The organism is Spongisporangium articulatum, assembly GCF_044465595.1.
GTDB lineage: Bacteria > Actinomycetota > Actinomycetes > Actinomycetales > Kineosporiaceae > Spongisporangium > Spongisporangium articulatum.
The window spans coordinates 19,150-39,054 of sequence record NZ_JBITLV010000009.1 but is presented as its reverse complement, the minus strand read 5'-3'; the positions used below and the strand labels follow the sequence as shown (position 1 = coordinate 39,054).

The following is a 19,905-nucleotide window of genomic DNA, read 5'->3' as shown; positions in this document are numbered from 1 at the left end:
CGCGCCCCTTCCGTCACGTCGCCGGTTCGGCGACGAGCTTGGTCTCGAGGTACTCCTCGAAGCCGGCCACGCCCATCTCCCGGCCCAGGCCGGACTGCTTGTACCCGCCGAACGGTGCGTCGGGGGAGAACCAGAGGCCGCCGTTCACGGCCACGGTCCCCGTCCGGAGGCGGGCCGCGACCGCCTTGGCCCGGTCCAGCGACCCCGAGTCGACGGAACCCGAGAGTCCGTAGTCGGAGTCGTTGGCGATGGCCACCGCGTCGTCGTCGCCGTCGTGCGGGATGACCACCAGCACCGGCCCGAAGATCTCCTCGCGCGCGGCCCGGGCCGAGTTGTCCAGGCCGGTCACCAGGGTCGGCCGGATCCAGAACCCGCCGTCCTTCGTATCGTCGACCCCGCCACCGGTCGCGAACGAGCCGCCCTCCTCCTCGGCCAGGCGCAGGTAGCCGAGCACCCGGTCGCGCTGGGCGGCGGAGACCACGGGCCCGCAGACGGTTCCGGGGTCGGCCGGGTCGCCGGGGGCGAGCAGCTCCATCGTCTCGACCGCCACCTGCACGGCGTCGGCGTACCGGTCGCGAGGGACCAGCAGCCGGGTACTGAGCGCGCACCCCTGCCCGGCGTGCACGCAGACCGCGAACGCGACCCCGCCGACGGCGCTGCGCAGGTCGGCGTCGTCGAGCACGATCGCGGCCGACTTCCCGCCCAGCTCCAGGAAGACCCGTTTCAGGGTCGGGGCGGCGGCGGCCATGACCGCCCGGCCGGTCGCGGTCGACCCGGTGAACGAGACGAGGTCGACCCGCGGGTCGGTGGTCAGCGCCGAGGCCACGGCGTCGTCGTGCGGGGTGACCACGTTGAGCACGCCCGGCGGGAGGTCGGTGCGTTCGGCGGCCAGCCGGCCGATCTCGCAGGCGCCCCATGGGGTGTCGGGAGCCGGTTTGAGGACGACGGTGTTCCCGGCCGCCAACGCCGGCCCCAGCTTGGCCAGGGTGATCTGGTGCGGGAAGTTCCACGGCGTGATCGCGGCGACGACGCCGACCGGTTCCCGCCGCACGGTCCGCCGGGTCGGCACGCCCATCGGCCGGGCCTCGCCGAGATCGGTCTCCCAGCGGTAGGTCTCGGCCAGGTCGATCGTCCAGCGCAGCCCCTCGACCGGGATGTCGTACTGCGGCCCCTCGGTCAGGAAGCGCGGAGCGCCGGCCTCGGCCGTGGTGAGCGCCCGCATCGCCGGACCCTCCTCGACCAGGGCCCGGTGCAGCTGGCGCAGGCAGTGCACCCGGAACGCGTGGTTCGTCGCCCAGTCGGTCGTGTCGAAGGCCCGCCGGCCAGCGGCGATGGCGGCGTCGACGTCCGCGGCGGTGGCGTCGGGGACCCGGCCGATCTCGCTGCCGGTCGCGGGGTTCACGATCGGGAACGTCGCCCCGGACGACGACTCGACGAGGCGGCCGTCGATCAGCAGCCTGGGTGGGGCGGTCACGACAGTTCCCGGGTGACGTGGGCCCCCGCCTCGACCGGGGGCGGCCAGACACTCGAGGGCAGGTCCTTCAGCGTGTAGTGGCCGGGCTGCGACTTCCCGTCCAGCGACATCCGGTCCACCAACCCCTGCGGGGCGCGACCCGAGGCGACGATGGCCAGGAACGTGTGCGCCGTCGAGCCCAGGTCGAACCAGTCCCGCTGCCACGCGAACTCCAGCGCGCCGTGGGCGTTCTCGCCGAGCCCGAACCAGCTGCCGCCGATGCCCGTGATCTCGTACTCGCGGCCCTCGTCGTCCAGGATCCCGGCCCGCTGCTTCCAGAACCCGATCACCATGCCGGCCACGTCGTCGGTCACCGTGGCCTGGTAGTCGTAGTGCCAGCCGTCCAACCCGGCCATCTCGGTGCCCAGCGCGTAGCGACGGATCTCCTCGCGGCCGACGGCCATGAAGTGCTCGTCGGGCGTGTACATCCAGCCGTAGGTGGCGTCCGGGGCGTAGAAATCGGCCAGCGGCGCCCAGTCCCGTTCCGCTTCGGCGGTGCGGTTGGCGCTCAGCCACCGCCGCCAGAGCGCCTCGATGTCGCGGCGACGAAACCCCATCAGTCCTCCTCGACCAGGGTGAGCGCGAACGCGGGGCAGTAGGCGACGGCCCGGGTCACGGCCGCCCGGTCGGCCTCGGTGAGACCCGGGCGCAGGACGACGACCCGGTCGGCCGCCGGGTCGAACCCGAACACGTCGGGCGCCTCGGACTGGCACATCTGGTGGGCCTGGCAGAGGTCCAGGTCGGCGACGGCTCTCACCGCGCCCTCCGGCGGTAGCGGACCCGGCACGGGCGCTCGAGCTGGATGACCATCTTCGAGCAGTCGTCGCGGTACGTCTCCGACGGCTGGCTCAGCTCGAACTCGTAGTCCCGCAGCAGGACCGAGAAGATGGCCTTCAACTGGATCATCGCGAAGGCGTTGCCGACGCAGCGGTGCCGCCCGGCCCCGAACGGGATCCACGTCCAGCGGTTGGTCAGGTCCTCCTGCCGCGGGTCGAGGTAGCGGCCCGGGTCGAAGGCGTCCGGGTCGGGGAAGTCCTCGGGCAGACGGTTCGACAGCCGCGGCGAGGCGCCTACCATCGTGCCGGGCGGCAGTGTGTACCCGCCGATGCCGAACTCCGCCTGGGCCACCCGCAGCAGCAGGATCAGCGGCGGGTGCAGGCGCAGCGTCTCCTTGAGCACCGCCTCGAGCGCCGGGATCGCGCGCAGCGCCTGGAAACTCACCGCCGAACCGTCGGCGTACAGCTCGTCCAGCTCGGCCACCACCCCTTCGCGCCAGACCGGGTGGCGCAGCAGTTCGATCGTCGTCCAGGCCGCGGTGCCCGAGCTGGTGTGGTGCCCGGCGAACATCATCGAGATGAACATCCCGGTGATCTCGTCGGCCGAGAAGTGCGGCGACCCGTCGTCCTGGCGCAGCGAGACCAGAACGTCCAGCAGGTCTCGGCCGTCCCGCGGCACCGGGGGCTCGGCGGCGCGCCGGTCGATGATGTCCTGAACGAGTTCGACCAGGGCCACCCGCGCGGCGTCGCGCCGGTGGAACGCCTCCAGGTCGGCGTACGCGTCGTGGTAGGCCCAGGCGTCGGTGCCGCGTTCGAGGTCGTGGTAGAGCTCGGCGAACCGGCCGTCGATCTGCTCGCGGAACCGGGCCCCGATCAGGCAGGCCGACGTCGTGTAGATGGTCAGCTCGGCGAAGAACCCGAGCAGGTCGATCTCGCCCTCGGCGCCCCAGCCCGCGACCATCCGCCGGATCTCGCGCTCGATCGTGGCGGCGTGCCCCTTCATGTGCTCGCCGCGCAGGGCCTGGTTCTTCAGCGACTCCCGCCGGCGTTCCGGGCTGGCGTCGAACACCACCCCCTTGCCGAAGATCGGGGTCATGAACGGGTAGGCCTCGGCCTGGTCGAGCACCTCGTCGGGAGCCCGGAAGAACGCCTCGTTCACGTCCGCACCGCTGACCAGGACGACGTCGCGGTCGACCAGCCGGAACCGTCCGACCGCACCGCACTCGGTCCGTAGGCGGCGCATCAGCCCGATCGGGTCGGTGCGCAGTTCCTGGAGGTGGCCGAACCCGTCGTCCGCCCGCCCCGACACCTCGGGGACGTCGTCCAGGCCCTTGTCCGTCAGAAGGGTCATCGGTCCTCCACGGGTGCCTCGGGGGTGACCTCGACCAGGTTGAGATGCGTTCCGGGTGGCGCGTTCACGATCGCCGCGATCGCCCCGGCCACCGCCTCCGGGGGCAGGAAGCTCGAGTGCCGGGCCTGCCCGAACCGGACCCAGGCCTCGATGGTGCGCCCGCCCTCGACGGCGTCCCAGTCGCTGCCCATCTCGCTGGACGTCGGGCCGGGCCGCACGATGCTGGCCCGCACCCCGGTGCCCTCCAGTTCCATCTGCATGGCGTGGGCCATGCCCTCCAGCCCCCACTTGGCCGCGGTGTACGCCGACATGAACGGCCGCGACCGGACCGCCACGTCGGAGGACACGAAGACGACGTCCCCGCGCCGCCTCTCGACCATGCCCGGGACGAAGGCGCGGACCAGCCGGTGGGCGCCGAGTAGGTTCAGGTCCAGCTCGGCGGCGAACGTGGCGGCGTCCACCTCGTGCACGACCCCGGGCGCCACCCGGCCCGCGTTCGAGACCACCACCTCGACCGTCCCCAGATCGTCGGTGACGGCCTGGGCGAACGCCTCGACCGAGGCCGGGTCGGTGAGGTCCAGGGGGTGGACGACGGCCTCCCCGCCGTGTGCGTGGATCCTCGCCGCCACCTCCTGGCACCGCTCGATACGCCGGGCGCCCAGTGCGACCGGGTACCCGGTCGCCGCCAACGTTTGGGCGGTGGCCGCACCGATGCCGGACGACGCCCCGGTCACCACCGCGGGACGGCGGGCCGGCCGCTCGCTCATCGGGCCTCCACCGTGATCGGGACGGAGGCGAAGCCGCGCACGTTGGAGGAGTAGAAACGGACGCAGCGTTGCGGGTGCACCTCGACCGACCGCACCCGGCGCACCAGTTCCGTGAGCGCGACCCGGGCCTCGAGCCGGGCCAGATTCGAACCGAGGCAGAAGTGCCGCCCCCCGCCGAAACTCAGCAGTCGAGCGAGCTGTTCGCGGGGCCGGTCGAGGTCGTAGACGTCGGGGTCGGGGAAGACGGTGGCGTCCCGGTTGGCCGAGCCGTAGGCCAGCAGCAGGCGCGCGCCCGCGGGTGCGGTGACCCCGTGCAGGCTCACGTCGGCCAGCAGGTGCCGGGCGACGAGCTGGGTCGAGTTGTCGTAGCGCAGGGTCTCCTCGATCCAGGGCCGCACGAGGGCGGGGCCGGCATCCGGGCCGGAGCCGCCCTCGGCGAACACCCGGTCCCGCTGGGCGGGGCTGGCGCTCAGGTGGAACAGCGCGTTGCCCAGCAACTTCGTGGTCGTCTCGTTGCCGGCCACCACCATGAGGAACAGGAACGCGACGATCTCCTCGGTGCTCATCCGGTCGCCGTCCGCCTCGGCGCTCAGCAACGCCGACGTCAGGTCGTCGCCCGGGTGGCGGCGGCGGTGCGCCACGTGGTCGCCGTAGTAGGTGAAGAGGTCGAAGGCCGCCTGGAGGCCGGCGGGCGGTACGTCGCGCAGGCCGTCCTCGCGCAGCACGAGCAGGTCGGCCAGGCGGCGCAGCTCGGCCCGGTCGGACTCCGGGACGCCGACCAGTTCGGAGATCACGTCCATCGGCAGTCGGCCCGCGAAGGACTCGATCCACTCGAGCTCGGCCGTTCCCGACCGGGGGAGCACCTCGTCGAGGTACCGCTCGGTCAGCGCCTGGACCTGGGGTTCGAGCATGGCGACCCGCTTGGGCGTGAAGCTCTTCGAGACCAGACCGCGCAGCCGCATGTGCCGGGGCGGATCCATGGCCAGGAAGGACATGACCGTGTGCGCCTCGGGGCCCCACGCGCTGGCGTCCAGCGAGACCCCCATGGCGTTGCTGAACACCCCGTCGGAGCGAAGTGACTCGCTGACGTCGGCGTGCCGGCTCAGGACCCAGAAGTCGTGCTCCGCGTTGTGGTACAGCGGTTGTTCGGCCCGCAGCCGGGCGTAGGTGGGGTAGGGGTCGTCCATCTGGGCGTGGTCCCACGGATCGAACGTCAGCGCCCGGGTCGAGACGTTCACGCGTCACCGTCCAGCAGCACGGCCAGCACGCCGTCGAGCCGCGGCCCGATCCCGGCGTACTCGAGTTCACCCATCCCGGCCTGGAGCAGGGCACCGAAGAACGCGAAGGCCACGGCGTCCAGGACGCGCGGGTCGCCACCCTCGCCCAGGGCGGCCGCGAACCGGCCGAGGAACACGGCGCCGATCTGCGGGCGCAGCCGTGCGACCTCCGGGTCGGCACCGAGCAGGCTCTGCGTCGCCGCGGCGCTGACCGCGGGTGCTCCGGCGATCAGCCCGGACAACTGGTGGATGGTCTCCGAGAGTCGTGTGCGCGCAGTCGTTCCGGTGAGGAGGATGGTCGGTGCTTCCGCCAGCAGCTTGTGAAACAGGTGCGCGAACAGGTGGTCCTTGGAGGCGAACCAGGTGTAGGCACTGGCGGGGGAGACCCCGGCCCGGGCCGCGACCGCGCGGATGGTCAGCCGGTCGTGTCCCACGCGTTCGAGCTCCTCGACCGCCGCGCGGCAGAACCGCTCGACGCGCTCGGGGCGGTCACCCGCCCGCCGCCGCGTCAACTCCGACACGTGACTGGACACGTGTCTAAACTAGAACGTGATCTGATTTCTTGCAAGACCCAACTTGCCGGCCAGTCGCTCGAGGAACGCGGGGATCTCGTCGGCCGGCCTGTCGGGCAGGCCCCACATCGCCTCCGTCACACCGGCTTCCCGCCAGCCCGCGAGCAGCTCCGGGCGCGGGCCCGACGTGGCCAGCACGTGCACGGCCGGATCACCCTCGCGCCCCGCCTCGGCCCAGGCCGTCCGCAGCGCCGACACCTTGGGCGCCAGGTCGGTCTCGACCGGGGTCGTCATCCAGCCGTCGGCGGACCGGGCGATCCACGCGAAGGTCTTCGGGCCGCCGCCCGCGCCGATCACCAGCGGGACGTGCGCCTGGACGGGTTTCGGGTACGCCCACGACGGGCCGAACGAGACGTACTCGCCGTCGTAGGCCGCCACCTCCTGGGTCCACAGGGCGCGCATCGCCTCGACGTACTCGCGCAGTGCCTCGCGCCGCCCGGCGGCCGGCACGTGGTGGTCGGCGAGTTCGTCGGTGTTCCAGCCGAAACCGGCGCCGAGCGTGACCCGCCCGCCGGACAGGTGGTCGAGCGTGGCGATCGTCTTGGCCAGCGTGATCGGGTCGGACTCGACCGGCAGCGCGACCGCCGTGGCCAGCCCGATCCGGGTCGTGGCCTGTGCCGCGGTGGCCAGTGCGACCCACGGGTCGAGCGTGCGCGAGTAGCGGTCGTCGGGCAGTTCGGCCCCGCCCGTGCCCGGGTGGGCGGCCTCCCGTCGAACCGGGATGTGGGTGTGCTCCGGGACGTAGAAGGTGTCGAAGCCGGCGTCCTCCGCGGCCCGCGCCGCGTCGGCGGGGGTGATGCCCCGGTCGCTGGCGAACAGCACGATGCCATGCCGCATGGTGGCTCCCTCCGTTGGTAGCACAGCGTTTTCGCCCCCGACGGGTGGAGATGTCAGGTGCTGGGAGCTACATTGTCATAGTTACCTCAATGATCCTAGGGAGTCGTCATGGCGGAGGTCCGGGAGCTCGACCGTGCGTTCACGCCCGAGCGGTACGCGCGCGGCTGGCACTGCCTGGGCCTCGAGCGCGACTTCGCCGACGGGAAGCCGCACGCCGTCGAGGCGTTCGGCGGCAAGCTCGTGGTCTGGCAGGACGGCGAGGGCGCTCTCAACGTGCTCGACGGGTACTGCCGGCACATGGGTGGCGACCTGACCCAGGGCACCGTCAAGGGCGACGAGATCGCCTGCCCGTTCCACGACTGGCGGTGGGGCGGTGACGGGAAGTGCAAGGCCATCCCGTACGCGCGGCGCGTCCCGCCCCGGGCCCGAACCCGCACCTACCCCACGGTCGTGCGCAACGGGCAGGTGATGGTCTGGCACGACGCCGAGGGCGGCCCGGCCGACTTCGACGAGCTCCCCCCGGTGCTCGAAGGCATCGGCACCGATGAGTGGACCGACTGGACGTGGACGGTGCTCGACGTCCCCACCGCGCACTGCCGTGAGATCATCGACAACGTCGTGGACATGGCCCACTTCTTCTACGTGCACTTCGCGTTCCCGACCACGTTCCGCAACGTCTTCGAGGGGCAGACCGCCTCGCAGTTCATGGAGTCGCAGGGCCGCCCCGACAAGGCGGGCGAGGGCTACGGCGACGAGAACAGCATCCTCAAGTCGGTCGCCACCTACTTCGGGCCGTCGTACATGGTCAACTGGCTGACCAGCGAGTACAAGGGGTTCAGCACCGACGTCGTGCTGATCAACTGCCACGTGCCCACGTCGCACAACTCGTTCAAGCTGCAGTACGGGCTGTCGGTCCGCAAGGCCCGCGGCCTCGACGAGAAGACCGCCGACTACATCGCGCAGCGGTTCACCACCATGTTCGGCCAGGGCTTCCTGCAGGACGTGCACATCTGGCTGAACAAGGCGCCGGTCGAGAACCCGCTGCTGTGCGAGCAGGACGGCCCGGTCTACCAGCTGCGCCGCTGGTACCAGCAGTTCTACGTCGACCGCGCCGAGGTCACCCCGGCGATGACCGACCGGTTCGAGTTCGAGGTCGACACGACGCGCGCCAACGAGAACTGGCGCCGCGAGGTGGCCGCCAACCTGGCCGCCCTGCGCCCCGAGGACGACCTAGTCTCCTGACTCCTCGGGCAGCCCGGCGAACTGGCGGGCCCACCGCGGGACGACGAACACGCCCTCGGCGCGGACGCAGACCCGAGCCTCGTCGTCCAGCACCAGCGCCTCGACGAACACCTTGACGCCCTCCTCGCCGCGGATCCGTCCCTCGAGGTGCACGGTGCCCAGCGGGGTGGCCCGCTCGTACCGGATCGTGAGGGTGCCGGTCATCGTCGGGCGGCTGCCGTCGCTGGCGGTCACGCCCATCAGGTGGTCCAGCAGCAGCGCCGTGACGCCGCCGTGCACCTTGCCGGGCGGCCCCTCGTAGGCGGCCCCCAGCTCGACGTCGGCACGGGTCACACCGTCGGGGTCGCGGCGCACGGGCATCGGCGGGGCGACGGCGTTGCGGGCGCCCACGGCCGCGTTGCCCCAGTGCCAGGCCTTGCCCTCGGCGTTGAAGTGGACGCCGGCCGGGCCCTCCATCTGCGCGGCCCGCAGCCGGGCTGTGACCGCGTCCACCTCGGCCCGGGCGCGCCGGATCTCGTCCAGGTCGACGGTGCTGCGGATGGTCGCGTCGACCAGGGCCCGGACGCTGTCGGCCAGCGGCACGAGTTCCGCCTCCAGCCGGTCGATCTCCTCCGTCGGGACGTCGCTGAACCGGAAACCGCCGGGCAGGAAGGAACTCCCGTCCGGGATGCGCCCCTCGCGAGGCTGATCAGCGCTCATGCGGTGCCTCCTTTCGCGATGTCGAGCACCGCGAGCGAACCGAACACCATGCCGGTGCCCAGCGGGACGCCGGGAGCCGGGTAGCGGTCGCCGACCAGGTTGGCGGCGGTGTTGCCCGTCGCGTACAACCCGGGCAGCGCCGACCCGTCGCCGCGCAGCACCCGACCCGCGGCGTCCGTGACCAGCCCGCCCTTGGTGCCCAGGTCGGAGAGCACGAAACGGGCGGCGTAGTAGGGCGGTTCGTCCAGCGGGGCGAACCCGACGGGGGCGAAGAACCGGTCGTACTCGTCGACGCCCCGCCCGAAGTCGTCATCGTGGCCCGCGGTGGCCAAACGGTTGAAGCGCTCGACGGTCGCCTGCAGCGTGGCCCCCGGCACGCGCATCGTCGACGCCAGCTTCTCGATCGAGTCGGCGCAGACCCGGGTGCCCGCGGCCAGGTGGTCGGCCACGTCGCCCTCGGGCATGGCCAGCGCGGGCAGCCCGCCGCCCTCGCGGGAGTCGAAGACCAGCCAGGAGTGCCGCCGGGCCGGATCGGCGGCCATCGCCCGGCCGAACCGGTCGTAGGGGAGGGCCTCGTTGGCGTACCGGCGGCCCTGCGCGTCGACCATCACGCCGCCGCGGAAGCCGAGCGTGAACGATCCGCGCCCGTCGGGTTGCAGCAGCCCGGGACACAGCCAGGCCTGGTCGAGACCGGCGGTGGCGGCCCCGGCCCGCACGGCGGCCAGCAGCGGTTCCCCCGTGTTGGTGCCGACCGGGGCCATCGACCAGGCCGCGTCGCCCGGCACACCGTAGGCCTGACGCAGCGCCCGGTGCCCCTCGAAACCTCCGCAGGCCAGAACGACACCGTGCTCCGCGCGCAGGTCCACGGCACCCGCGACGGTCTCGGCCACCACGCCGGTCACCCGGCCGGACTCGACCAGCAGCCCGGTGACGCGGTGCCCGGTGGCCACGCGCCCGCCGTCCGCCAGCAGTCGCCTCAAGAGGTGCGCGACCAGCGCCTGGCCCCCGGTCAGGGTGGCGCGGCCCGGCCGCCCGGCCCGGTCCCGCTCGACCGGCGGCCGGACCAGCGCCGCCACCTCGGCGGGCAGATCGGCCCGGGGCACCGACACCGGCTGGATCGACCGGCCGCCCGGCACCCGGCCCGGCGCGTCGTAGTACTCGGGGAAGGGCAGCCACTCGAAGCCGATGCCGAGGTCGTCCTCCAGGCGGGTCACGAGTTCGGGCGCGTGGGCCAGGAACGCCTCCAGCCGCACGGGGTCGGGCCCGTGCAGCACGGCCCCGAGGTATTCGCGGGCCGACTCCGTGGAGTCGGCGACGCCGGCCCGGCGCTGCACCCGCGTCCCGGGCAGCCAGCAGGCCCCGCCGGAGTAGGCGGACGTGCCGCCCACCAGCCCGGTGCGTTCCAGGACCAGGGTCCGCAGCCCGGCGTGCGCGGCCAACGCGGCCGCGGTCAGGGCTGCCCCACCCGAGCCGACCACGAGTACGTCAACGCTGTCCACGGGACCTCCGAGCGATTTGGAGCCGGACATGAAAACCTGTGCTGGTGACCGAGAACAGCGCCGTGCAGCCGTCAGCGGTGAACGCCAAGGGCACCCGGCTGAACCGGCGCGGCCAGCAGACCCGCGAGACCCTGCTGCGGACCGCCGTCCGCTGCCTCGCCGAGGGCGGGCCCGATGCGGTCAGCGCCAACCGGGTCGCCCGTGAGGCGGGTCTGACCTGGGGCACGGTGCAGCACCAGTTCGGCGACAGCGACGCGTTGTGGGCCGCCGTGATCGAGAGCATCGCCGCGCGCGGCTGGGACCTGCTGCCGGTGCCCGAGACGGCGGTCGAGCTGCCCGACCGGGTCGAGGCCGTGTTCGGGCTGATCTGGGACGCGATGGACAGGGCCGCCCTGCGCGCCACCCACAACCTACGGATGGCGCTGCCCCGGTCACGGCCCGCGCTGGAGGCCGAATATCCGCTCACCGCGGCGGCTCTCGCGGGCTGGGACGCCAAGTGGGAGCTGGCCGTCCGCGGTGCGTTCGAGGGGCTGGACGTCGACGAGGCGCGGCTGCAGGGGGTGCGCGCGTTCCTGCCCAGCGCGGTCCGGGGCCTGCACGAGGAGCAGTACCTCGGCTCGTACGTCGACCTGGAGGTCGCCCGCCGGGGCCTGATCGAGGCGCTCACCGCGTACCTGCGCTGAGGGTGGCCCGCGCCGCGTGCCGCCCGGCCCGGCGCCCGAAGAACGATGCCTCGCCCAACTGCGTCCCCGACGAGTAGCCCCGCCCGTCCACGGCGATGTTCGAGGCGCAGGCACCGGCCGCGTACACGCCCTCGACCGTCGTGCCGTCCGCCCGCAGCAGCCGCCCGTCGACGTCCACCCGCAGCCCACCGCAGCTGAACCCGGCGTAGAAGCAGGCGCCCGGCGTCAGGTCGTAGGCCCCCCACGGGCCCCGGTCGAGCGGGACGACGTACTCGGTGGCCTTGTGCAGCTGCGGGTCGTCGCCGGTCACCGCGGCCGCGTTGTAGGCCGCGAGGGTCGCGACCAGGCGGCCCGTGGGGATGCCCAGCCCCTGCTCCATCTCCTGGACCGTGTCCCAGCCGTCGATCAGCGGCTGGAACCCGTAGGCCGGCTCGACCATCGTCGAGGAGTCGAAGATCAGGTAGGCGGTCTGCCCGGGCTGGTCGAAGACGAACGACGACATCCGCGAGTGGTAGACGTCCTCGGCGACGAAGCGCTCGCCGAGCGCGTTCACGACGATCCCCTTCAGGCTGTCCTCGGGCGGGTAGAAGGGGCCCGTGAAGAAGGCGCCCTCCATGTGGTCGGCCACCCCGCCCACCGACTCGCCCAGCCGGATGCCCAGCCCGTCGTCGTAGGTGTTGCCGAGCGGCAGGCCGCGCCGGAACAGCGCCTCCAGCCGCGGTGCGTGCTCGCGGACCATGTCGGGGTTCAGTACGAAACCACCGGCGGCCAGGACGACGGCGCCCGCTCGGACCGCCCCGGTCTCCGCGAAGCGTTGCCAGCGGGCCCCGACCACCCGGCCCCCGTCGTCCACCGCGAGCCCGGTCGCTCCGGTGTCGTACCGGACCTCGACCCCGAGGTCGGCCAACCGGTCCAGGGCCAGCCCGACGACCAGGCCGCCACCCCCGAGATCGCCCTCCACGGGGGGTTTGTGGCCGCGCGGCGCGGGCCGGGCGAGGTCGCGGAACGGCCAGCACTTCTCGTTGCCGGTGAACATCAGGCCCTGGGTGCCGGGCTGGACGACGGCCTTGTGCGGGTAGAAGGACCGTTCGAACGCGAAGCCGAGGCCCTCGAGCCAGGTGAAGTGCTCGACGCTGCCCTCGGCGTAGAGCCGGATCTTCTCCGGGTCGCACTCGGGCGACATGGCCCGCAGGTAGGCGGCCATCGCCTCGGGGGTGTCGCTCCAGCCGGTGGCCTCCTGCACCGGGGTGCCACCGCCCAGGTAGAAGTGCCCGCCCGACATGGCGCTGGTGCAGGTGAGCCGCCCGCCCCGGTCGAGGACGAGCACGCGGGCCCCGCCGCGGGCGGCTTCCAGGGCGGCCGCCGTCCCCGCCATCCCGGCCCCGATGACGAGCACGTCGACCTCGTCCGACCATGGCTCCACGGACACGCTCCCTCGCGGCCAGAAAAACTGAAACACGTTCTGGTTAGCGTGCCAGGCGCGGGCCCGTCCGGCAAGGATCGAGTAGCGTCTTCCCGATGTCTGAACAGGATGAGCGCACGAGCGCGGGCGGTGTGTCGGTCGAGGGTCTGCCCGCGTGGCAGCTGGCGCGGCGTGAGCAGATCGTGCGGGCGGCGTTGGGGGCGTTGGAGGAGCAGGAGTACGAGCGGATCCAGATCCGGGACGTGGCGGCCGACGCCGGTGTCGCCCTCGGGACGTTGTACCGGTACTTCTCGTCGAAGGAGCACCTGTACGCGGCGGTGCTGGGGGAGTGGGCCGCGTTCGACCGGGCCCGCCCGAGCCGCTCCAAGGCCGCCCCGGCCGAGCGGGTGCGTAAGCGCGTGCACGCGGTCATCCGGGCCCTGCACCGGCAGCCGCAGTTCTTCAAGGTCTACGTGCTGCTGCAGGCCAGCGGTGATGCCAACGCCCGCGAGCTGCTGACCCAGTTCGCCCAGGTCGCGGAGGACTCGCTCGCGGCGGAGTTCGACATGCTCGACGACGCCGAGGCGCACGACGTGGCCATCATGCTCTGGTCGATCATCAACTCGATGATCACGCAGGTGCTCTACCAGGGCGGCCCGGTGACCCGTGTGCACGAGGTGGTCGACGCGTTCCTCGACCTGCTCACCCCTCGCCTGGAGGCGTGACCGGGGGCATGAGCAGTACGGGTTTGACGGTGCGACCGGCCTGCGCGTCGGCCTCGGCCTCGTTGATCGCGGCCAACGGGTAGGTGCGCACCAGCCGGTCGAACGGGAACCGCCCGGCCCGCCACCACTCGACCAGCTGCGGGATGAGGACCCTGGGCAGCCCACCGCCTTCGTACACGTAGGTGACCGTCTTGCCGGCCAGGAACGCCGGGTGCACGGTCAGGAGCTCCAACCCCGCCCCGGCCAGCGCGGCGGTCCCGGGCCGGCGCAGCACCTCGACGGCCGCGGTCATCACCGCAGCCAGCCCGGTGGTGTCGAACGTGCAGTCCAGCCCCGGCCCGTCACCCCGCACGGCCACCGCGAGAGCCGGGTCGCCGCCGTCGACCACCCGCGTCGCGCCGAGCTCGAGCGCGAGTTCCCGCCGCTGCGGCCGGATGTCGACCGCGACGATCTCGTCGGCCCCGGCCAGCTTGGCCGCCATCACCGCCGACAGCCCGACCGCGCCGGTGCCGAACACGGCGATGCTGCACCCGGGGCCCGGCCGCAGCACGTTGAGCACCGTGCCCGCCCCGGTCTGGATGCCGCAGCCCAGCGGACCGAGCAGTTCCAGCGGGACGTCGTCGGGCACGGTGACCAGGTTGCGGGCCGTGGCCACGGCGTACTGGCCGAACGCCGACTGCCCGAACCAGCGGCTGGTCAGCGGTGCGCCCGTGCCGTCGCGGGCCGCCTGGCTGCCGTCGGGCCGGGCGCCGGTCAGGTTGCGCAGCTCGAACTCCGAACAGCAGGTGGGGTTCGCGCTCACGCAGGCGGTGCAGGTGCCGCACGCATCGAACGTCAGGACGACGTGGTCACCCGGCCGGACGTGGGTCACCCCCGGCCCGACCTCCTCGACGACCCCCGACGCCTCGTGCCCGAGCACGGCCGGCAGGAAGTGCTCGCCGAGCAGCCCGCTGCGGCCGAAGTCGTCGGTGTGGCAGATGCCGCAGGCCACGACCCGGACCAGGGCCTCGTCGGGCCCGGGCGCGTCGAGCTCGACGTCCTCGAGCAGGTACGGCGCGTCGGGCGCCCGCAGGACGGCGCTGCGCGAGGTCACCATCAGGCGGCCGTCGGGTACAGGTCGAGCGCCGCGGCCCAGGTGCCGCGCCCGGCGATCAGCCGCCGGTACTTCATGATCTTCCCGGGTTGGTTCAGGGCGACGGCCCCGACGACGCGCTCGCCCGCGCGGTACAACGCGAGGAACGTCGGCCCGTCCAGGTCGCCGAGCACGACGCGGCAGTCGTCGGCGGGGCGCCCGACGAACTGGATGCGCTGGCCGTACCAGTCGCTCCACACGTACGGCACGGTCTCGAAGGGCGTGCGCACCTCGGCGCGGCCCTGGGTCCGGACGGCGTTGCGCGCCGCCGCGGCGCCCTGCTCGGCCGCCGCGGTCCAGTTCTCGCACCGCATCAGGGGCAGGTCCATCAGCGGGTTCGGCCAGTGCACGACGTCCCCGGCCGCGTACACCCCCGGAACCGTGGTCTGCAGGTACCCGTCGCACACCACCCCGCCGTCGGCGTGCAGCCGGACGCCGGAGCCCAGCAGCCAGCCGGTCGCCGGGGCCGCGCCGATGCCCACGACCAGGACGTCGGCGGCCAGCTCCGTGCCGTCGCTGAGCCGCACGCCCTCGACCCGGCCGGTGCCGTGCACGGCCGTGACCGTGGTGCCCAGCCGCAGGTCGGTGCCGTGCCGGCGGTGCAGGCCGGCCAGGGCGCCTCCGACCTCCGGCCCGGCGGCCCGCTCCAACGGGGTGGCCGAGGCCTCCACCACGGTCACCCGGGCGCCGTGCGCCCGGGCGGCGGAGGCGATCTCGGAGCCGATGAAGCCGGCCCCGGCGATCACGACCCGGGCGTCGCGGGTGAGCCGGGTGCGCAGCCGGTGGGCGTCGTCGAGCGTGCGCAGGGTCAGGACGCCGTCGCGCGGCTCGATCCGGGGCAGTGGCCGGGGGGCCGAGCCGGTCGCGATCAGCAGGGCGTCGTAGGGCAGGTCCTCGTCACCGACCTGCACCGTGCGGCGCACGGGGTCGAGGGCGCGGGCGGGGACGCCGAGGCGCAGCTCCACACCCAGGTCGTCGCGCAGGTGCGCCTCCTCGGTGAAGTAGCGCGTCGTCCCGTGCAGGGCGAGGAACTCCTTGGACAGCGGGGGACGGTCGTAGGGCAGGTGGGGTTCCGCCCCGACGAGCAGAAGGCGGCCGTCGAAGCCGTCGGCTCGCGCGGCCTGGACGCCGCGCAACCCGGCCAGCGACCCGCCGACCACCAGCAGAGTGTTCACGGCCGGCTCTCGGCCAGCCGGAGGGCCCCGGTCGGGCAGGAGGCCACGCACTCCTCCAGGAGGGGGCGGTCGGTCTCGCTCCCCTCGTCGTCGTGGACGATCAGCGACCCGTCGTCGGCGATCTCGAAACGCTGGTCGTCGAGTGACTCGCAGATGCCGAGGCCGGTGCACTTGTCCCGGTCGACGATGACGAAAACGGCGGCCACGGCGGTCCTCCCTGACTGGGGCGGCAGATCTGGTCGTTCGCAACGATTCTGAAATCGGATTTCAGTCCGGTCAAGCGGTCGGTGGGCGGCGGCGGATCTGGTCGGTGGTGCCGTAGACGGTGCGCAGCCAGACGGTGGCCAGTGCGTCCGCGGTGCGCCGGGTGCCGGCCGGGTCGCCCGCGTCGACCGACTCCAGCGCCCGGTCGCTCAGGTCCAGCAGGAGCCGGGCCAGGAGGGTCGCGTCGGGCCCGGCCGGGGCGGCCCCGGCCCGGCGTTCGGCCCGGACGAACGCGGCGACCGGGGTCACGAACGACTCCAGGTAGCCGTCCCACAGCTCGCGGATGGCCGGGCTGCGGCGGGCCGCCTCGAGCGTGGCCCGGTACAGGTAGTGGTGCTCGACGATGGAGGCCAGCAGCTCGTCCATCAGCATGGTGAGGCGGCGGGCCGGCGGCAGCGTGTGGTCGCTCAGGTGGCCGGTGGCGGCGATCGCGTCGACGTAGATCGCCGCGCCGAGAGCGGCCACGCAGGCCGCGGTGCTCTCGAAGTAGAAGTAGAAGGCGGAGCGGGTCACGCCCGCCCGCTGCGTGACCTCGCCGACCGCGATCTCGGGGAAGTCCTTCTCGCGCAGCAGTTCGTCCATCGCCTGGAGCAACGCCTCGCGCCGGCGGTCGCCCTGGCCGGGACGGCGGCGGTCGAGCTGCTCGAGTCTCATGCGGCGGGCTCCCAGGGCTGGACAACGACTGAAACAGACTCTAGAAAGTGCTTTGACACGTGTCAATCCTCATCGACAGGTGTCGAATCCGCAGCTGGAATCCTCGCGGCGCCGGGAGGGCGAGCCATGACGGACCTGCAGATCAGGAAGATCAACTTCGGCTTCGACGAGACGATCCCGTTCCAGTGGCTGCCCGAGCGGCCCAAGTTCGGGATGATGGCCAACGCGATCAGCTTCATCGCCGTAGCCTTCGAGAAGTTCATCGTGGCCACCACCCGCGAGGCGATGCCGCTGATCACCGACCCGGCGGCCGCCGCGGAGGCCGAGGCGTTCCTGCGCCAGGAGGCGCAGCACGCCAACAACCACCGCAAGCACGTGGCCTGTCTGATCCGCCGCCACCCGGGCCTGCAGGAGACGCTCGACGAGGCCGTGGCCTCGTACGACCACCTGGTGGCCACGAAACCGCTGAAGTGGTGCCTGGCCTACACGGCCGACCTGGAGGCCACCTTCACGCCCATCTTCAAGGTCATGCTCGACCACGAGGACCAGCTGTTCCGCCCCGGGGACGAGCGGGTGGCCTCGCTGTTCCTGTGGCATTTCGTCGAGGAGGTCGAGCACCGCAGCTCGGCCCTGATCGTGTGCGACGCCGTGGTGCCCAACCCGTACTACCGGACCACGATCGTCCGGCAGGTGTTCCGGCACGTGATGGGCGTCTACCGCGACATCCTGCGCGGCTTCGTGAAGCACGTGCCGCGGGAGGACCGTTGGGCCGAGTACGCCGAGGTCTCACCCGACGGCGTGCGCCGCGAGGAGGTCGTCAACCGGCTGCCCCTGCCGGCCTCGTGGCGCGACCGCGTCGGCATCCACCCGCCGTCCCCGTTCGCCCCGGCGTCCAACGCGGAGATGCTGGTGATGGCCTACCGCCTCCTGCGCTCCCAGGTGCCGCACCACAAGCCGGCCCGGGAGGCGACGCCCAGGTTCGCCGACGAGTGGTTGCGCCGCTATGACGAGGGCTGGGAGGTCCACCGCTACTACACCGGCACGCGCGCGTGAGCGGGTGCACGCCCGGGTACGTCGAGACCGCCCGGGCGCTGGGCGGTCTGGACTGTTCGTCGGCCTGGGTCTCGGTCCGCTCGCCGCTCGACCCGGCCGACGGCACGATGCCCGTGGTCGAAGCGCTGATGGTGGTCGGTGCCCTGCTCACGCTCGCCCACGCGGTGCGCCGGTGGCGGCGGCTCGGCGACCCGACGAACCTGGGCCTGTGGTGCGCGAGCGTGGTGTACGTGCTGGTGCTGGAACCGCCGTTGTACTTCCCCGACCGGTTCGGGCTGGACGGCGAGGTCGGGCTGATCTTCGTGCACAACGTGTTCACCGTGCAGTTCCTGCACGACCGGCTGCCGCTCTACATCCTGGCGCTGTACCCCGCCCTGACCTACCTGGCCTACGCCCTGGTCCAGCGGACGGGGCTGCTCGCCCGGCACGGGACGCTCACGGGCGCCGCCTGCGTGGCCGTCGTGTTCCACGCCTTCTACGAGGTGTTCGACATGATCGGCCCCCGGCTGCACTGGTGGGCCTGGAACCCGGACGCGCCGACGAACACGCCGCTGCTGGGCGACGTCCCGCTGAGCAGCCTGGCCGTGTTCGCCGCCGCCTCGCCGTTCGGGGTGGCCGTGCTGACCGACCGGCTGCTGGCCCGCCCGGCCCGCGGCCCGTTCGCCGTCCGGGTCGTGGCCGTCGGCGTGCTGGCCCCGGTGCTCATGACCCTGCCCGCGCTGCCCTACGGCGTCGTCTCGCGCCTACCCGACCCGTCACCGGTCGCGGAGGCCGTTGCCCTGTGGGCGATCCCCGCGGTGCTGCTGGTCGCGGCGGTGCTGACCGTCGTGGCCGACCGACGTGCGCACCCGGTCGCGGTGGCCGAGCCGGACCCGTTCCCCGTGACGGCCGGAGTCGTCTACCTGGTCGTGTTCGCCGGGCTCTGGCTGCACGCCTGGTCCAGGGTGCCGATCGAGGGTCGCGCCTACGCCGCCACCTGCTTCGCGGTGTGCCTGGTCGTGCTCGCGTCCGGGCCGATCCTTGCCGGACCAAGATCACCGCAGAAGGCGCAGAAAGTCGGGTCTGACCCGACGAAGTGACGCTCCAGCGATGATCTTGGGCGATACCTACAGCCGCTGGATGATCGTCGCGGTCGACAGGGCGCCGCCCGCGCACATGCTGATCAGGGCGGTCTCGGCGTCGCGACGTTCCAGTTCGTGCAGGGCCGTGGTGATCAGCCGGGCCCCGGTGCTGCCCACCGGGTGCCCGAGCGCGATCGCGCCGCCGTTGACGTTGACCCGGTCGGGGTCGGGCCGGTGCACCGCCATCCACGACAGCACGACCGAGGCGAACGCCTCGTTCACCTCGAAGACGTCGATGTCGCCGACGCTCATCCCGGCCTTGGCCAGCACCCGCTCCGTGGACTGCACGGGCCCGTCGAGGTGGAAGTACGGCTCGGCGCCGACGAGCGCCTGGGCGACGATCCGGGCCCGCGGCCGGATGCCCCGGGCCTGGGCGGCGTCGGCGTCCATCAGCACCACGGCCGCCGCCCCGTCGGAGATCTGGGACGACGTGCCCGCGGTGTGGAAGCCTTCCTCCAGAACGGGTTTCAGTGCGGCCAGCCCCTCGAGCGTCGTCTCGCGCAGCCCCTGGTCGCGCTCGACCCGGCGCTTGCCGACCACCTGCCCCTCGGCGTCCAGTTCCGGGGCGTCGAGCGGGACGATCTCGCGGTCGAACCGGCCCTCGGCCCAGGCGGTGGCGGCCAGGGTCTGGGACCGGACGCCGAACGCGTCCAGGTCCGCCCGGGACAGGTTGCGGTGCCGCGCGATCCGCTCGGCGGCCCGGTACTGGTCGGGCATGTCGATGTCCCAGTCGTCGGGGTAGCGGGTGGCGCCACCGACGTTGGCGCCCAGCCCGACCCGGCTCATCATCTCGACGCCGCAGCCCATCCCGGCCTCGATGGCCCCGGCCGCGATCAACCCGGCGATGAGATGCGTGGCCTGCTGGGCCGAACCGCACTGGCTGTCGAGGGTGGTGGCGCCCGTGGTGTACGGCAGCCCGGCGGACAGCCAGGCCGTGCGGGTGATGTTCAGCGACTGCTCACCGAACTGGGTCACGCAGCCGCCCGCGACCTGCTCGACGTCCACCGGGTCGAGGCCCGCCCGTTCGACGCCGGCCCGCTGGACGGCGCCGAGCAGCTGCGCGGGATGCAGGCCGGCGAGGTGGCCGCGACGGCGGCCGATCGGGGAGCGGACGGCGCTGACGATCACGGGCTGGGGCACGGCGGTCTCCTCGGGACGGCAGA

21 protein-coding genes are annotated in these 19,905 nt (G+C 72.9%); 5 read left to right on the top strand and 16 right to left on the bottom strand.

Annotation, left to right across the window (positions count from 1 at the left end; all coding sequences use genetic code 11):
- Positions 1-13: 13 nt before the first annotated feature.
- From ACIB24_RS21935 to ACIB24_RS21900, 8 genes are read right to left on the bottom strand one after another with little or no spacing between them, the layout of a single operon-like run.
- On the bottom strand, positions 14-1,474 hold the full coding sequence (locus ACIB24_RS21935; protein ID WP_398284341.1) for an aldehyde dehydrogenase: 1,461 nt from the start codon (positions 1,472-1,474) through the stop codon (positions 14-16).
- The gene (locus ACIB24_RS21930) at positions 1,471-2,070 is read right to left on the bottom strand and encodes a nuclear transport factor 2 family protein (RefSeq protein ID WP_398284340.1); all 600 of its coding nucleotides are present in this window, start codon (positions 2,068-2,070) and stop codon (positions 1,471-1,473) included. Before ACIB24_RS21930 ends, ACIB24_RS21935 begins: the two co-directional genes overlap by 4 nt.
- Complete coding sequence (locus tag ACIB24_RS21925; RefSeq protein WP_398284339.1) at positions 2,070-2,270, bottom strand: ferredoxin; 201 nt, start codon at positions 2,268-2,270, stop codon at positions 2,070-2,072. The genes ACIB24_RS21930 and ACIB24_RS21925 overlap by 1 nt, the downstream gene beginning before the upstream one ends.
- A complete protein-coding gene (locus ACIB24_RS21920; protein WP_398284338.1) occupies positions 2,267-3,640 on the bottom strand; it encodes a cytochrome P450 in 1,374 nt (457 codons plus the stop codon). The genes ACIB24_RS21925 and ACIB24_RS21920 overlap by 4 nt, the downstream gene beginning before the upstream one ends.
- On the bottom strand, positions 3,637-4,407 hold the full coding sequence (locus tag ACIB24_RS21915; RefSeq protein WP_398284337.1) for an SDR family oxidoreductase: 771 nt from the start codon (positions 4,405-4,407) through the stop codon (positions 3,637-3,639). Before ACIB24_RS21915 ends, ACIB24_RS21920 begins: the two co-directional genes overlap by 4 nt.
- Positions 4,404-5,594, bottom strand: coding sequence for a cytochrome P450 (locus ACIB24_RS21910; RefSeq protein WP_398284404.1), 1,191 nt, complete (start codon positions 5,592-5,594; stop codon positions 4,404-4,406). Before ACIB24_RS21910 ends, ACIB24_RS21915 begins: the two co-directional genes overlap by 4 nt.
- A 47-nt stretch (positions 5,595-5,641) precedes the next feature.
- Positions 5,642-6,217 carry a TetR/AcrR family transcriptional regulator gene (locus ACIB24_RS21905; protein WP_398284336.1) on the bottom strand — a complete coding sequence of 192 codons (576 nt, stop codon included), beginning with the start codon at positions 6,215-6,217 and terminating at the stop codon, positions 5,642-5,644.
- Between the two features lie 9 nt (positions 6,218-6,226).
- Positions 6,227-7,093, bottom strand: coding sequence for a TIGR03619 family F420-dependent LLM class oxidoreductase (locus tag ACIB24_RS21900; protein WP_398284335.1), 867 nt, complete (start codon positions 7,091-7,093; stop codon positions 6,227-6,229).
- Between the two features lie 108 nt (positions 7,094-7,201).
- On the opposite strand from ACIB24_RS21900, the gene ACIB24_RS21895 reads away from it, so the two are divergent.
- The gene (locus tag ACIB24_RS21895) at positions 7,202-8,335 is read left to right on the top strand and encodes a Rieske 2Fe-2S domain-containing protein (protein ID WP_398284334.1); all 1,134 of its coding nucleotides are present in this window, start codon (positions 7,202-7,204) and stop codon (positions 8,333-8,335) included.
- Here ACIB24_RS21895 and ACIB24_RS21890 read toward each other — a convergent pair.
- Together ACIB24_RS21890 and ACIB24_RS21885 are read right to left on the bottom strand one after the other, a co-directional pair.
- Positions 8,324-9,034 (bottom strand): PaaI family thioesterase, encoded by a 711-nt coding sequence (locus tag ACIB24_RS21890; RefSeq protein ID WP_398284333.1) that lies wholly within the window; start codon positions 9,032-9,034, stop codon positions 8,324-8,326. The genes ACIB24_RS21895 and ACIB24_RS21890 overlap by 12 nt on opposite strands.
- A complete protein-coding gene (locus ACIB24_RS21885; RefSeq protein WP_398284332.1) occupies positions 9,031-10,533 on the bottom strand; it encodes an FAD-dependent oxidoreductase in 1,503 nt (500 codons plus the stop codon). Before ACIB24_RS21885 ends, ACIB24_RS21890 begins: the two co-directional genes overlap by 4 nt.
- Positions 10,534-10,577: 44 nt before the next feature.
- Here ACIB24_RS21885 and ACIB24_RS21880 point away from each other — a divergent pair, with 44 nt between their 5' ends.
- Positions 10,578-11,216 (top strand): TetR/AcrR family transcriptional regulator, encoded by a 639-nt coding sequence (locus ACIB24_RS21880; RefSeq protein WP_398284331.1) that lies wholly within the window; start codon positions 10,578-10,580, stop codon positions 11,214-11,216.
- Here the strand turns inward: ACIB24_RS21880 and ACIB24_RS21875 are convergent.
- Positions 11,197-12,645 carry an FAD-binding protein gene (locus ACIB24_RS21875; RefSeq protein WP_398284330.1) on the bottom strand — a complete coding sequence of 483 codons (1,449 nt, stop codon included), beginning with the start codon at positions 12,643-12,645 and terminating at the stop codon, positions 11,197-11,199. The genes ACIB24_RS21880 and ACIB24_RS21875 overlap by 20 nt on opposite strands.
- A gap of 89 nt (positions 12,646-12,734) precedes the next feature.
- Here ACIB24_RS21875 and ACIB24_RS21870 point away from each other — a divergent pair, with 89 nt between their 5' ends.
- Entirely contained in the window at positions 12,735-13,343 is a 609-nt protein-coding gene (locus ACIB24_RS21870) for a TetR/AcrR family transcriptional regulator (RefSeq protein WP_398284329.1), read from the top strand.
- Here ACIB24_RS21870 and ACIB24_RS21865 read toward each other — a convergent pair.
- From ACIB24_RS21865 to ACIB24_RS21850, 4 genes are all read right to left on the bottom strand, one after another.
- Positions 13,321-14,439: an NAD(P)-dependent alcohol dehydrogenase gene (locus tag ACIB24_RS21865; protein ID WP_398284328.1), complete on the bottom strand. Its 1,119-nt coding sequence runs from the start codon at positions 14,437-14,439 to the stop codon at positions 13,321-13,323. The genes ACIB24_RS21870 and ACIB24_RS21865 overlap by 23 nt on opposite strands.
- The gene (locus tag ACIB24_RS21860; protein ID WP_398284327.1) at positions 14,439-15,650 is read right to left on the bottom strand and encodes an NAD(P)/FAD-dependent oxidoreductase; all 1,212 of its coding nucleotides are present in this window, start codon (positions 15,648-15,650) and stop codon (positions 14,439-14,441) included. The genes ACIB24_RS21865 and ACIB24_RS21860 overlap by 1 nt, the downstream gene beginning before the upstream one ends.
- Positions 15,647-15,856 carry a ferredoxin gene (locus ACIB24_RS21855; protein WP_398284326.1) on the bottom strand — a complete coding sequence of 70 codons (210 nt, stop codon included), beginning with the start codon at positions 15,854-15,856 and terminating at the stop codon, positions 15,647-15,649. Before ACIB24_RS21855 ends, ACIB24_RS21860 begins: the two co-directional genes overlap by 4 nt.
- A 70-nt stretch (positions 15,857-15,926) precedes the next feature.
- Positions 15,927-16,568 (bottom strand): TetR/AcrR family transcriptional regulator, encoded by a 642-nt coding sequence (locus ACIB24_RS21850; RefSeq protein ID WP_398284325.1) that lies wholly within the window; start codon positions 16,566-16,568, stop codon positions 15,927-15,929.
- Between the two features lie 126 nt (positions 16,569-16,694).
- Between ACIB24_RS21850 and ACIB24_RS21845 the strand changes: the two genes are divergently transcribed.
- Positions 16,695-17,621: a metal-dependent hydrolase gene (locus tag ACIB24_RS21845; protein ID WP_398284324.1), complete on the top strand. Its 927-nt coding sequence runs from the start codon at positions 16,695-16,697 to the stop codon at positions 17,619-17,621.
- Positions 17,618-18,700 carry a DUF7802 domain-containing protein gene (locus ACIB24_RS21840; protein ID WP_398284323.1) on the top strand — a complete coding sequence of 361 codons (1,083 nt, stop codon included), beginning with the start codon at positions 17,618-17,620 and terminating at the stop codon, positions 18,698-18,700. Before ACIB24_RS21845 ends, ACIB24_RS21840 begins: the two co-directional genes overlap by 4 nt.
- A 27-nt stretch (positions 18,701-18,727) precedes the next feature.
- On the opposite strand, the gene ACIB24_RS21835 is transcribed toward ACIB24_RS21840, so the two are convergent.
- Entirely contained in the window at positions 18,728-19,882 is a 1,155-nt protein-coding gene (locus ACIB24_RS21835) for a steroid 3-ketoacyl-CoA thiolase (protein WP_398284322.1), read from the bottom strand.
- Positions 19,883-19,905 lie beyond the last annotated feature (23 nt).